At 40.9% G+C, this 13,925-nt stretch carries 11 protein-coding genes; 4 read left to right on the top strand and 7 right to left on the bottom strand.

What is annotated here, in order from left to right; all coding sequences use genetic code 11:
- Positions 1–45: 45 nt before the first annotated feature.
- Together ACYRY3_RS39365 and ACYRY3_RS39360 are read right to left on the bottom strand one after the other, a co-directional pair.
- Positions 46–1,140, bottom strand: a complete 1,095-nt coding sequence (locus tag ACYRY3_RS39365) for a tetratricopeptide repeat protein (protein ID WP_460207259.1) — start codon at positions 1,138–1,140, stop codon at positions 46–48.
- 183 nt (positions 1,141–1,323) lie between these two features.
- On the bottom strand, positions 1,324–1,629 hold the full coding sequence (locus ACYRY3_RS39360; RefSeq protein ID WP_460207258.1) for a hypothetical protein: 306 nt from the start codon (positions 1,627–1,629) through the stop codon (positions 1,324–1,326).
- A gap of 497 nt (positions 1,630–2,126) precedes the next feature.
- On the opposite strand from ACYRY3_RS39360, the gene ACYRY3_RS39355 reads away from it, so the two are divergent.
- Both ACYRY3_RS39355 and ACYRY3_RS39350 read left to right on the top strand, forming a co-directional pair.
- Positions 2,127–2,396 carry an SAM-dependent methyltransferase gene (locus tag ACYRY3_RS39355; RefSeq protein WP_460207257.1) on the top strand — a complete coding sequence of 90 codons (270 nt, stop codon included), beginning with the start codon at positions 2,127–2,129 and terminating at the stop codon, positions 2,394–2,396.
- Positions 2,386–2,805 carry a UbiA family prenyltransferase gene (locus ACYRY3_RS39350; protein ID WP_460207256.1) on the top strand — a complete coding sequence of 140 codons (420 nt, stop codon included), beginning with the start codon at positions 2,386–2,388 and terminating at the stop codon, positions 2,803–2,805. The genes ACYRY3_RS39355 and ACYRY3_RS39350 overlap by 11 nt, the downstream gene beginning before the upstream one ends.
- Positions 2,806–3,007: 202 nt before the next feature.
- Here ACYRY3_RS39350 and ACYRY3_RS39345 read toward each other — a convergent pair whose 3' ends face one another.
- Together ACYRY3_RS39345 and phnD are read right to left on the bottom strand one after the other, a co-directional pair.
- Entirely contained in the window at positions 3,008–4,897 is a 1,890-nt protein-coding gene (locus ACYRY3_RS39345; RefSeq protein ID WP_460207254.1) for a sensor histidine kinase, read from the bottom strand.
- Between the two features lie 26 nt (positions 4,898–4,923).
- Entirely contained in the window at positions 4,924–5,814 is an 891-nt protein-coding gene (phnD, locus tag ACYRY3_RS39340) for a phosphate/phosphite/phosphonate ABC transporter substrate-binding protein (protein WP_460207252.1), read from the bottom strand.
- Positions 5,815–6,661: 847 nt separating this feature from the next.
- Here phnD and ACYRY3_RS39335 point away from each other — a divergent pair.
- Complete coding sequence (locus tag ACYRY3_RS39335) at positions 6,662–8,263, top strand: tetratricopeptide repeat protein (protein ID WP_460207250.1); 1,602 nt, start codon at positions 6,662–6,664, stop codon at positions 8,261–8,263.
- 204 nt (positions 8,264–8,467) lie between these two features.
- Here ACYRY3_RS39335 and ACYRY3_RS39330 read toward each other — a convergent pair whose 3' ends face one another.
- Positions 8,468–8,686: a hypothetical protein gene (locus ACYRY3_RS39330; protein ID WP_460207249.1), complete on the bottom strand. Its 219-nt coding sequence runs from the start codon at positions 8,684–8,686 to the stop codon at positions 8,468–8,470.
- A gap of 119 nt (positions 8,687–8,805) precedes the next feature.
- Here ACYRY3_RS39330 and ACYRY3_RS39325 point away from each other — a divergent pair, with 119 nt between their 5' ends.
- Positions 8,806–9,000: a hypothetical protein gene (locus ACYRY3_RS39325; RefSeq protein WP_460207248.1), complete on the top strand. Its 195-nt coding sequence runs from the start codon at positions 8,806–8,808 to the stop codon at positions 8,998–9,000.
- Here ACYRY3_RS39325 and ACYRY3_RS39320 read toward each other — a convergent pair.
- Both ACYRY3_RS39320 and smc read right to left on the bottom strand, forming a co-directional pair.
- Positions 8,997–9,998, bottom strand: a complete 1,002-nt coding sequence (locus ACYRY3_RS39320) for a PRC-barrel domain-containing protein (protein ID WP_460207247.1) — start codon at positions 9,996–9,998, stop codon at positions 8,997–8,999. The two genes, ACYRY3_RS39325 and ACYRY3_RS39320, sit on opposite strands and share 4 nt — an antisense overlap.
- Positions 9,999–10,055: 57 nt before the next feature.
- Positions 10,056–13,733 (bottom strand): chromosome segregation protein SMC, encoded by a 3,678-nt coding sequence (gene smc, locus ACYRY3_RS39315; RefSeq protein ID WP_460207246.1) that lies wholly within the window; start codon positions 13,731–13,733, stop codon positions 10,056–10,058.
- Positions 13,734–13,925: the final 192 nt, after the last annotated feature.

The following is a 13,925-nucleotide window of genomic DNA, read 5'->3' as shown; positions in this document are numbered from 1 at the left end:
AGTTTGACCCTCACTAACCACTAACTACTAACTACTAACACCCAATCACAAATTATCAACTATTTGGTATTTCATTGCTTTAGCATAATCGCCTAAAGCATAACAAGCCATTTTTAAACTGCCAAGAGTTTGTTCCTCGCTGCGACGGTCTTGCAGCAATCTTGCTATGTCCAATCGTTGTTCGTAATACGTAATAGCTTGAGCGTAATCCCCTAATGCTTCACAAGCAACGCCCAAACTTCCCAGAGATTGTTCTTCACTACGTTTATCTTTGATTGTCCTAGCTAATACCAGACGTTCCTCGTAATAGACTATTGCCTTAGCATAATCGCCTAAAGCATAACAAGCATTGCCTAAATTCTTTAACACTTGAACTGCACTGCGGTGATTGTTAAGGGAGTAAGCTATTTTGACACACTGTTCGTAGTAAGTTATTGCTTTAGTATAGTCTCCCAAAGCATACCAAGCATTTCCCAAATTTTTCAATACTTGCTCTTCTCCCCAGTGGTCTTGGAGTTCTCTGACAATTTCTAAACTTTGCTGTTTGAGTTCTACCGCTCGTGGAAGGTCACCCACAGCTTTATAAACTAAGCCCAAATTATTCAGCCCTGCTACCTCGCTGCGCTTGTCTTGCAGTTGTTGTGCTATTCTCAAAGACTCCTGCAAGGATTCCATTGCTTTGGGATTGTTGCCTAGGTGACGATAGGCATTGCCTAAATGGGAATACGCTTGCATACACATCCGCAAGTCTGTACCATCTTTAGCCAAACTCAAACATTGTTGGGAGTATGAAATTGCGCTTTTGTAGTCTCCCAGAGTGTAAGCTATCAATCCCAAACAGGAAAGCACTTGTCTTTGTCGTTCATTGTCTCCAACTGCTTGGAAAAGGGCTAGGGATTCTTGCAATGACTTCATAGCCGCAGTCAAATCTCCAGCTTGTTGCTGTTGAACTCCTTGTCGCAAAAGTCTGTGTGCTTCCAAAGAGTGGTCGTCCTGCTCCTGTGGAACTAGTATTTCCTCTTGTGAATTTTGACTAACATCATGGTTAGTTATGCCCTGTTTCCTTGCTTTCAGGTATGCCGCAGGTGGTTGCAAGGGAACTGTATTTTTTGAGTTAAGATTCCATCCGCCTTTCCACATCGACCGCTCTCTGTTAATACTGGTGATAGATTATAGTGTTCCCAGAATTAGCTTGCATCTTTCATCTCAGAAGAAGGGAACTCTTAACTCTTAACGCTTAACAGGGAGGAACGTGCTATCGGGGAGTTTTCAGGCTCTTACCACAGGCAGCCCTGTTAAGGGTTAAGCGCGAGGAGTTTCCCCTCAGGAAATATAAGAACTAACGGGTTTCCTATTTATTGGGGTTTTAGAATTCCAAACCAGTTCAAATTCTGCCTTTGTAATTTCAAATTCTTGTATTTCTTTTTTATCCATTTTTTTATCATTTAACATTCCATAATCATCACGAGTATGCTCGCGATCGTAAAATAGTACGTTACCATTCTCATACACTTCTATCTGACGAATAGCATATAAATTCTCTCCAATTTCCATAAAGTACGTGCTAGTACCCCAAGCATCAAATTCACCCCCAAGAGGTTCATCCCAGAACCATTTATAGTATTTCATACCTTTAAATATAACTCCTTACCGAATATCATACTTTACCCGTTATGATTTTCATAAAGGTCTTCAAGTTTTCTTTTATATGCTTATAAATTACTAAAAAAGAGCAATTGTTTAGTTAAATTTTATCAAACTACTTAAATAGTCAGTTTTAGTAAATTGAAGGCAGAAACAGTAGGTATTCTCAATACTGTATTGCTATCAGCGGTGGCGCAATATTTCTCTCACTTCCATTAAAATTTTGCCTAACATATTTTTACCACTGCCATCGCTGGTTTTTTCTGCATTCTCATCCATTTTTTGTCTTGCTTGTCAATGCGTAAGTTTTATACACAATAAATACTTTGTATTCGTACATTACGTACCCTTTACTAACCCCAAGCGCCATAATACCAACTTTGTATACACATGGTCAGCCTCAATATATAGGAGATTTGGTCAATTTGCTACGAATTTATGCAAAGCTGTACTAAGTCAATCAGTTCCAAGATTAAGAAAAAATGATACATGATGACCGTTATACACTAGCCACTGGAGAACTAGGCGCAAATCGATTGCAAATTCTTCACCAAATCCATAAGCCATATACAGAGTTTTTACTTGGGCGAGTTGGGCTCACCGAAGGGATGCATATAGCTGACATTGGTTGCGGTATTGGAAGTGTTTCCACTTGGTTAGGGGAGCAAGTTGGACTCAACGGTTCAGTTATTGGTGTAGATGTGAGTTCAGCTATTGCTGGCAATTATTTGGGGTCTTGTCGTGTTGACTAGCTCGACTGCGGTGAATGAGCAAGTAGAGTTTACTACTTGGTTGCTGTGTGGCTCAACTGCGCTCTGGGCTGTAGGATTCGACACCATTTACGCCATGTCTGACCGCGAGGATGACCAACGGATTGGCGTTAAATCCAGTGCTCTGTTTTTTGGTAAGTATGCTCCTGTTGCTGTTATGATTTGCTATGCAGGTGCTGCCTTACTCTTGGGTTGGTTAGGCTTCTATATGCAATTGCAACTGAGTTTCTGGATTAGCCTGCTAATTGCAACTATTGCATGGATTTGGCAGTTTATACGACTGCTTGACTCACAACTTCCAAATGTTGCCTACAATCAAATGTTCGCTCAAAATGTCTGGATTAGCTGTGTGTTACTTTTTGGGATGATTTTCGGGTTTTTAAAGTTTTAAATTGAGATATAGAGCAATACAGTTTAGATAAGACCAGAACCCTTATCAGGAACATAACGTAGAGACGCTTCAAACAACGCGTCCCTACAAAATTTTTATTTTATACATTAATTTTACTGAACCGTATTGAGATATAGGGCTCCAATTTAATTACTAGATCTTTTACCTACTTCAATATTGAAAAATAGTGCTAGAACATTCGCTATGTCATCACTGCTTTAATTGGTAGTGTAAGTATAAATGCTGTTCCTTGACCAATGTCTGAAACCACTTCAATGGTGCCTTTGTGCTTCTCAATAATTTTGTAACAAATACTTAATCCCAAACCAGTCCCTTTACCTACTGGTTTAGTTGTGAAGAAAGGATCGAAAAGTTTATTTCTTATTTCTAGGGGAATTCCCGGTCCATTATCCCTTATTCCTACTTTTATGTAATGATTACTGAACTTTGATGTTTCAATCTCAATCTGCTTGCTAACACGATCGCTATCATCTAGTAAAGCATCAACAGCATTACTTAAAATATTCATAAAGACTTGATTGAGTTGCGCTGGATAACACTCAAGCAAAGGTAAATTACCGTAATTTCTAATGACTTCAATACCATGTTTAAGTCTATGATTGAGAATTAATAGTGTATTGTCAATTCCTTCGTGAATATCAACTGCTTTCATCTCAGCTTCATCCAATCGGGAGAAATTACGCAAAGACAACACTATTTCCCGAATGCGCTGGGCACCTATTTTCATAGAAGAAAGTAGTTTTGTTAAATCTTCGCTCAAAAATTCCAAATCCATTTGTTTAATTTTCTCTTCAATTAGCATCGTCTGGTTCGGGTGGTGCTGCTGATATAAATGTAATAAATCAAGTAAGTCCCGAAAATAATCACTAGCACACTCTAGATTGCCATAAATAAAGTTGACGGGGTTATTGATTTCATGGGCTACCCCTGCTACCATCTGCCCGAGGGAAGACATTTTTTCTGTTTGAATCAGCTGCCCTTGGGTTTCTTGCAGGTCTTGTAATGCAAGTTGAAGTTCCTGGGTTCGTTCTTCTACTCGTTGTTCTAAAGTTTGACGTGCTAGTTCCAATTCATGAGTATAATCTCCTACCCACTGGATCAATTGATTTAGAGAGTTTGCTAGCGTCCCTACTTCATCAGTGCTTGTGATGTGAGACCTTATGTCAAAATCTTGTTCTTGAGTAACTTTTCTAGCAACGTCAGTCACAGCTACTAGAGGGCGGGCGATCGCTCCACTGGTGTATGCTGCTAGTGCTGCTGCGATCGCAACTGACAGCACCATACTTCCAATAATAATTTGCAGCCTCAGTACTTGAGCATTTCTAAAACCAGTATTTGCTTGCTGCTTTTGAGTTTCAGCTCGAGCTAATATCCGAGTTAAATCCTCTGAAAGCAACTCGAAGGTGACATTGATATCAATAGCTTTCTTCCCTTTTATCAAGGTCAGGAGACTATTCGGATTACTTTGACCTTTTGCTGACTGCAACTTATTAGAATCTATTTTTTGCCAAAAAGACTTAACTAGCTGAGTATATAATTCTGTATTAGTTTGATACTTTTGTAATAATGTTTTTAAATTGATATTTTCTACTGCTAAATGATTGGGATTCTTTCTAATGAACGTTTCAAGTTTAGACAAATATATCTTCACTTGATTGACATCCATTAAAAACTTACTTTTTTCAAACTCCAACCAAACAGAATCTTCAACGACAGTAACTAACCGTTGCGGATGTAATCGTGTCGTTATTACGGATTTTTCTAAATCTCTTAAAATAGATTCCTGCCGATAAGCTAGGTCTAGTTGCTTCCGGGCTTGTTTTTCATAGTAATCTGCAATAACTAACCCGCTAGTTGTTCCTAAAATAGCAATACTAATTGACAGTGAATATCCATAACCAATTTTTTTGGCAATACTTAAACTAGTAAGCCAGTGTTTTATGGATAACCAGATATTTTTTGAATCTGGCTGTTCTGTTTTAGCTTGACTTTTTAAATCTTTTACAGAAGAACTAGAGCCTCGAAACAGCATTTTTTTAGTTTCCTTGTGTACTTCATTTAAGCCAGTCATTTCTTCCTATAAAAAATAGTTAGCGCTTATTTAATAAAGTCGCCTTCTCCTATGGCTTTATACACTTCCCGTATCATATCGTAATCTGCATCAGTAGCTGCCATCATTTTAGAGCCTTGAAACTGCTCGTTAGCTGGCGATTCTAAAATAGCTTGAAGTAACTTATCTTGATGTTTTAGCATGAGATTTCCTATTTGTTTGATGAAGGCGGTTGTTAACTGACTACTAGCAACAAACACATCACTAGGGAGGTTTGGTCCACTTGCTATTACGGGAAATGCCGTTGTAGATACACCTGCATCTCGCAAAATTTTTTCATATCCTGAAAAAGAACGTGCCAAAGCATCAACATCACCTTTTTCTAACGCTTCTAATCCCTTGTCTTCTAAAAAGAGAACTGTGACATCTGATTTTGGATCTAACCCAGCGTCTAAAAGAAGCTTTGTGGGGTAAATATGTCCGGCAGTTCCTGCCTTTGCTCGCATAGCGATTTTTTTCCCTTTCAATTGAGATACTGACTTAATACCACTGTCGGCACGAACTGCAATAACTGAGTAGTACTTTGGTCTTGTGATGGCAACAATAGGAACTGCCTTTGACCTGGCATTTAAAATCACGTATTCTGATGGACCTGAAAGAACTATATCTACATGGCCCAACTGTAACGCTGGTGCCGCTGCTACAAAATTCTCAACTGGAAAAAAATCAATCTTTATGTTTAATATATCCTCTAACACAGTCCGAAAAGTTTCATAGTCACGTTGCAACTCTTCTAAACCTTTAACATCGGTTACCGTAAATTTTAATTGTTTAGGTAGATTATCAATTGATTCCTCAGAAATACTATTAGCATTACTGGCTACTGTACAACCACTACTAAATAGAAGAGAATACCAAATAAAGTTACGTCGTTTCATTTATTTATAAATAAAAAGATAATAAATAACCGGATTTCTGCTGTTTATTTTTTAATATCAGTATTACTTTATTTTATGATTAATGACTACCGTAATATTACCAGTATTACAATTATGAAGTAAAAAAATATGTTATAATTTTTTACATTATTTGATAATGCAATATTTCAAAATCACAAAAATGAAAAACTATATTTCTATGGTCTTGGGTTCAAAAATCTGGATTCCTAATTACATTTTATGTCCTCAAAAGATTGGTAAGTATTTCAACATAAAAAGTTTTTACGTCTAATTTGTTTGAGGTACTTATGACATCTATTTAATAAAATCACCTTATCCTATGGCTTTATAAACCTCACAAATCGCGTTATATTTAACGTTTACAGCCGAGATTGTTTTGGAACCTCTAAACTTTTCATTAGCTGGAAATACCAGAATAGCTTGTAGTAGTCGATCTCGATGTTGGAGCATCAAACTTTGTATTTGTTCGATGAAGACTGGAGCAAACTAACTACTAGCAACGAATAGGTCACTGGGAAGGTTTGCTCCTCTTGTTATCACTGGAAATGCCGTTGCAGATAAACCCGCTTTTTCTAGAGTTGTTTCATACCTTGAAATAGAAACTGCCCAAGCATCAACATCTCCTTTTTCTAAGGCATATAGCCCGTTATCTTCTAATTGTGTAACATATTATTATGTTTCAGTGAGGAAAAGCCCAGCAGGAACACTGATAGTGGTATGGTGCAAAAGTTAGATTACGTAACGTCAAAATTTTAGATGAAGACAGAGCTACGCTAATTTGTTATTTTTATAAATAACCTTATCACTAAGATTCGCAGAACGATAAATGGATTGGATTACCCTACTGCGATCGCTACAATCAGATTTTATCAAAAGGCTTACATCTGGTCGTTTGCTGCACTGTGAAACAGAAGGGCAACATAGCGAATTAACAGTCATCTCAGGAGAGAGGCTAAAGGCACTACGGGAATTTTGCTGGCAGATGTCTGAGAAATACAAACGTACTTCTCCAGTCCGTGATGTTTTTATTAGCAATTTAAAAGGAAAACTAGGTGAAGAGGTTGTTAAAGAACGTTTATCGGATTTTGTGACTGAAGTCGATTATGAAAAACGCTATGGTGGAGATGGCAAAGTTGATTTCACACTGACTTTTGATGCATCGGTTGGGATTGCCGTAAAATCACGTCATGGCAGTATTGAGAAAGCTAGGTGGTCAATTAGTATAGATGAAGTTCAAAAAAATGCAGTTGTTGTTTGTATTTTGATTCAAGAAGAGGTGAATGAAGCGCAACCAGAATACCATCTCTTCTTAGCAGGCTTTCTTCCCACCCAGATGATTAAGCTGAGGACGGGAAAAGTGACATTTGGAATAGAACAATTACTGTATGGAGGAGGTTTACGCTGCTATTTAGAACAGTTACAAACTTTTACAGATGATAACTTTCCCAGGCAAAAACCTCCAATTTACAGATATAGCCCTAAGCCAGAATTTATAGAGGTGCAACCCAAAACTCAGTTTGTTAAACCTAACTTCTATCCTGAGGAAAATAACTATTCCCCTTCTCGCACCGAAGAGTTAAATCAGGTTTACATAAAACTGGGTGACGAATGCTTTGAGAAAAAACAGTATGGTGCAGCTATCAGAACCTATAATGAAGTCTTACAACTGAACCCCAAAGATGTTGTCACCTATTACAAACGTGGTTTAGCTCGCTATCATTTGGGAGATTATGAGGGAGCTATTGCAGATTACATCCAAGCTATTAAAATAAATCCTTATTATGGCAAAGTATATACCAGAATTGGTTTAGCTCGCTATCGTTTGGGAGATTATGAAGGCGCGATCTCAGATTACACCCAAGCCATTAGGATAAATCCCAATGATGCCTTTGCTTACAAAAATCGTGCTGACGTTCGTTCTCATATAGGCGATCGTCAAGGGGCTCTAGAAGATTATACCCAAGCAATCAAAATGAATCCAAATCTGCTTAAAGATAACCAGGGATTCCCTCAAATAGTCGAAGCTAATCCTACTAATGCTGAGAGTTATAAAAAGCGCGGTCATTCTCGACATGATATAGGAGATTACAAAGGCGCTATTGAGGATTATACTCAAGCAATTAAGATGAATCCTCATGATTTTGATACTTATTACAGACGTGCTAATGCTCTTTATGATTCGGGAGATTACGAAAAATCTATTCAAGATTACGATCGGACAATCAAGATGAACCCTCACTATACAGATGCTTATTACAGCCGCGCTAATGCTCGTTTTCACTTGGGAGATAAGCAGGCAGCACTCGAAGATTTTCAAAGGGCTGCAGACCTTTATCGAAAGGAAGGTAAATTAGAAGAACACAAAAATGCGCGAGAAAAAATTTTAGATTTAGAAATAGAAGAATCACTAGATATTCTTAATTTTTAACAAGAAGGAACCGGGGAACCGGAAACGCTACATTAACCCCTTTTGACCGTGCAACAAATAGATTTTTGTAGGGTGGGCACTGCTCACCATTGAAGCAGTGGCTGTAGTAGCTGTTGGGTGGGCACTGCCCACCATTGAAGCAGTTGTAGCACTGCCCACCATCGAAACAGTACCCGTACTGAAAAAAACAAGAAAAGCTATTATTTAAGCCCTCAAATGATTTTTTGCCCACTCCTCAACAAGCTCCCTCACCCAAGCGCCACAGGGTTGTTTGGGATCTTTCACCTTTTGAATTTGTTCAATCACCCAATCTTCCAGAACAACTGACAAGGTAGTTTTGTTTTTTCTGTAGTTTTGGTTATATTTCCTCACCTTTTCTTTATGGGCTTTTTGCCATAATTTTCCCGATTCACTTTTTGCCATATTAATACCTTTTTTAAATTTTTATTTACTCTTAGTACAGTAATTGGAATTTGTCACAATTACTTTGCCATTGTTAGATTATAGCGGTTCTGAAATGAGTGAGGTAAGTTGGTAGGGCGATGCTGCTCATTCATGATATTGGTGGGCACTGCCCACCCTACTACTACTACTACTACTACGCATTTATGATATCTGTTCCCCGTTCGCTGTTAAGAGTTCCCTGCTGCGATAAAAATATTCAAAAACTGCAAAATAAAGAGTTAGGAAAAACATCTCCTAACTCCCTATTTTTAATTGTCGATCGCAGAAACTAATATCCGCCTTCTTCTTCGTACTCCGGCTGTCTTTCCTTGACCTTCTTGGGAATATTGACTGGCTTTGGTGGCTCGTCATCAGCCCAAGCATCGCTGTCTAAATCGTCATCATAATCGTCATAATCATTAGTGTATGACTTATTGCTGCTAGGTCTTGGTTCATACTTGGGTTGTGGCTTGTATCTATCTTGACCCGTTGCCTCACTCCAATTGTCTTCTTCCTCTTCTTCGTACTGAATCGATTCGTACTGACGTGCTTCCATCACCCGACGTTGGGGACGTTCTTCTTCGTAATAGTCCTCATCCCATCTTTCTTCCATGACGGGGTCAGGTGTACGAGCAATTTTTGGCTTTGGTTGCTCTAATGGGACACCAGGTGGCAGTTGATTGCTTGGTGCTATTGTGCGGGAAGCATAGCCCCCACCGTATTCTTCCGCGTCTTCACGTTCCCAAGGTGCTCTGCCGATTCCCAAGCGCTCTAGCACACCAACTGTCAATTGAGTGACTCGCTCTTCGGCTCCCTCAAACACAATCAATCGATTTGGACCTGTGCTGACAATTTCATCTACTGAAATCTCGTAGGTGCTGAGAAATTGGTCGGGAATTTGTGGCAGTCCCAACGATGCAATTGTTATGGAGTAAACCTTTCCTGTTTCCCCATTAAACTTGAAGCCCCGTACCCTACCCAGGACTTCTCCTGTTTCTGTGATCACTTCCCAGTTGACTATGTTGCTGTATGATTCTACTTCAATATCTTCTATGGCATCTTCGTTATCAACCAAAATGACATCGCCAATCTGGTTGATGCTGTTGAGGTACATATAACGTGGCACTCCAGAAACAGAGATCAGGCTGTCTCGCAAACTAAGAGCCACAACCTCTCGCTGATCGACATCAACCCAAACTTGGCTGATAATGCCAAGTCGTTTGCCGTTATCGCGGGTGATTACCTGGGTGTTTAAAATATCGGAACGTCTAATAATTTGTTCGGAGGTCATTATATACCGAGTCCTGATCTCGAATCCGGTTGTCTATACACTATTATTAACAAAAACTCAAGCACTCGTATGGTCGGATTGTAACTTAATACCCAAAACCTGGGTGTATGCTCCGCGAGCTTGAGTCACGCCGATTGTGCGTTCGGCTGATTCTATCATCGGACGACGCAAACTGACAACGATAAATTGTGCTTGTTGCGCCTGTTGCTTAATCATTGTAGCTAATCGTTCTACGTTTGCCCCATCTAAAAACATATCAACTTCGTCAAAGGCGTAAAATGGCGACGGGCGGTAACGTTGCAGGGAAAAAATAAAGCTCAACGCAGTCAAAGATTTTTCACCTCCGGACATGGAAGCTAGCCGCTGTACGGGTTTCCCTTTGGGATGCGCCACCAGATTCAAGCCACTGTTAAATGGGTCTTCTGGATTGTCGAGTTGCACGTAGCCGTCGCCCTCGGAAAGGGTAGCGAAGATGGATTGAAAATTTTCATTGACCGCATCAAAGGCTTCTTTAAATGCGCGTTGGCGCAATGTGGTGAAATTCTCAATCCTTAACAGTAATTCGGTGCGTTCTGCTTCTAAAGTCTGCAATTTTTGGCTGAGCCCCTCCAAACGCTTTTGCGTGCGTTCATACTGTTCCAATGCCAGCATATTGACAGGTTCCATTGCCTGCAGCCGTTTGGCAAGCGATCGCAATTCTTTTTGTAGGTCTTCTAAATCAACTTTCTCTGGGACTTCTGGTAAGGGGCTGGGCAATTCCGAACCCACAGTTTGCAACTGGGTTTGCAGTGCAGCTAGTTCTTCCCGCCTTGTTTGCTGGGTTTCTTGGAGTTTTTGCAATTCCCATTCCAACTGTTGCTGGCTTTGTAGACGCGATCGCAATTCCTGTTCGGTGCGATCGCGTTGTTGTTTTTCTTCCCCGAGGTTTTTTTCCATTTGAGCTAAAGATGCCCGAGTTTCAGCGATAGCGCTGCTCAGTTCTGTTAGCTGTGTGGATATGCCATCCCTCGCCTCGCTAGAGGATGTTTGTTGGTCTCGATATTCTTCAACGCGTTTTTCGCTTTCTTGAATTTTTTCTTGCAAACGCTGCTGCTGGTTTTCTAGATTTTTCAGTGTTTGCTCTGCTTCCCTTAATTCTGCTTCCCTTTGTTTTAATTGCTGCTCTTGAACTTTGATAGTCGCCTGAATTTGTTGCCATTCTTGGGGAGTTTGGGACTGTTCCAACTCCGTCAAAGCCTGCCTTAATTGTTGCAATTGTTGCTCTTGGCTCGGTAGTTCCCGATCCAAAACCTCCAAACGGGTTTGGGCAGTGGTTAACCTTTCCCTATTTTGAGTTAATTGGGAGCGCGTTCCTTCCAACTGCACCGTCAAACTCTTAATTTCTTTTTGTAACTGTTCCAAGTGCAGCTGTTGTTCTCGCCGCGCCTGTCTTGCTTCAGTCAGTTCTTGACTCAGTTGTTTTGTCCTGACAGACATTGAACCGATTGCTTCACCACAACGCTCTAAAACCCGTTCAATATCAGCTAAACGGCGTTTCAGATTGACAACTTCCTCTGATTCCGTTGCTTCTACCGTACCAAACCGCAATGCCGAACGTTGAGTCGTGCTACCACCGGTCATGGCTCCGCTAGTTTCTAACAATTCTCCATCTAAAGTAACAATTCGATACAATCCCAAATGCTGGCGTGCTTGATGCAAATTTTCAAAGACCACCGTATTACCGAAAACGTAAGCAAACACATCACGGTAGCGGCGATCGCATTCAATCAAGTTAACAGCATAGTTAACAAAACCATTGGCATAACGCAGGGTAAAATCCTGAGTCAATTTGGGGGCTTGAATTTTATTCAGCGGTAAAAAAGTTGCCCTACCAGCACGTTTTTGTTTGAGCAGTTCAATTCCGGCTGCGGCTATGCTGTCATCTTCCACAACTATATGCCCCAAACGTGCCCCTGCGGAAATTTCCAAAGCTAATTGATACCGGGGTTCCACACGTCCTAACTGCACAACCATACCGCAGACTCCAGGCATACCCGATTGCAAAATCACTTTGCTAGCTTGGGTTCCTTGAACTTCTTGCTGGGCTGCTTGTTGCGCCTCAAGTTTATCCAAGGAGCGTTGTTTTTCCCGTTGTTCCTGTAAGAGGCGCTTTTGGGTATCCTGCTGAACTTGCAGTTCTTGTTCTGTGGCTGATAGAGTTTCGGCTAGGTGTTCGACCTGTGGTAGACAAGCAGCATAGCTGGTTTCTACATCAACGAGTTGAGACTGTTTTTCTGCAAGTTGAGGTTCTAAGGTTTGAATCAGTTCGGTTTGTTCTTGAATCAGTTGCTGTAGCTGATTATTACGCTCTCTCAACTGTGCTTGTTCCGTGCGTTGGGGTTCAACAGTTTGCAGCACCGTTTCAATTTGACGGTTAAGAGCAGTTTGTTGCTGTACCCAAGCTTCCGAAGCAGAGGCAATTTCTGCGGCTACTTCACGGGATTTTTCTAATTGTTGTTGTGCTTCATCTCTTTGTGTTTGTCTTGATGCGATATATTGCGTTTGTTCAATTTCATTTTGTGCCAGTTGTTCCAAAGACTGCTGGTACTGTTGAATTTCCTGCTGGGTTTGCTCCCGGCGTTTGAGCGTTTCTTGGATGGCTGTTTCCAGTTCCGTTTGTTGGCGCTGAAGTTGCTTGCGTTCCGCTTCCTGGGTGGCAAGGGTAGATTGTACTGCTAAAAGTTGTTCTTCTCCCAATGCTTTGACACGGGCATTGAGTTGCTCGAGTGCGGCGGTTTTTTGTGCAATTTCTGAGTTTAGGGTTGCGATTTGATTTGTCAGTTCGCTGGTAGTGCCATCGCCTTGTTGGATTTGGTTCGATAACTTTTCTTGTTGCGCTTGCAAGGAACGCCACGATAGAACCACTTCCCACAGTTGTTTTTCTTGATACTCCGTGCGGATTTTTTGGTATTTCTCTGCTTTAGCACGGTCTTGAGAGAGGCGATCGCGTTGTGCGATTAACTCTGTCTCCACAATGCGACAGCTGTCTTCCTTCTCCTTAACTTCATCTAAAGTTCCTTTTGCTTGGGTAATTTTGCGATCGAAGGCTGCCACTCCTGCCAATTCATCAATAATTTCCCGTCTCTCACGGATATTCATGGAAATAATGGCTGTGACGTCCCCCTGTAATACGACGTTGTACCCTTCTGGATAAATCCGCAGTTTCTCCAGTTCCTCATGTAGTTCTGTCAGCGTACAGGAGACACCATTGATGTAATAGTTTGACGTATATGTCCCTTGGCTTGTGACCCTCAGCCTTCTGGTGACACTCCATTCAACGCCAGATTTTGCTTGAATTTTAGCTTTACGATATTTTTCCTCTTCAGTTTCTGCCTCTTGATTTGTGACATCTGTTACCTCATCGGTGAGTTCCGTTTCCTCCTCTATTGCCAAATCCGGAACTTGATGGACATCATCTACGACCAAATCTGACAAATCAAAGGTCACCGTCACGCTGGCTTCGATGCTGGCTCTTCCCTTTGCAGTTTGAGTATTGTTGACTAAGTCGGGTAGGCGATCCGCCCGCATTCCCTTAGAACTGGCTAGTCCGAGGCAAAAAAGCAGTGCATCCAGAATATTGGATTTACCGGAACCATTGGGGCCAGAAATGACTGTAAACCCCGGCAGCAAGGGGACAGAGGTCGTACCGCCGAAGGATTTGAAGTTGGTGAGTTCTACCCGTTTTATATGCACCATAGGCGGTTGCTAACTGAGAAGACTGAAGTTCAAGTGTACCAACAAAGTTATCAAGAGGTTAGGGGGTTTGGATGATTGAACTGCAGGGGGCACAGAGGACGCAGAGCATGAGAGGAGGTTAACGTCAGTTTATCAAGAATAATTATGAGACGATGAAACGAGAATCCAAGATCCCCCGACAACTTCTGCAAG

It is taken from the genome of Scytonema sp. NUACC21 (genome assembly GCF_054684315.1).
Note: the sequence above shows the minus strand (reverse complement) of the source record. Positions and strands in the feature narration are given on the sequence as shown.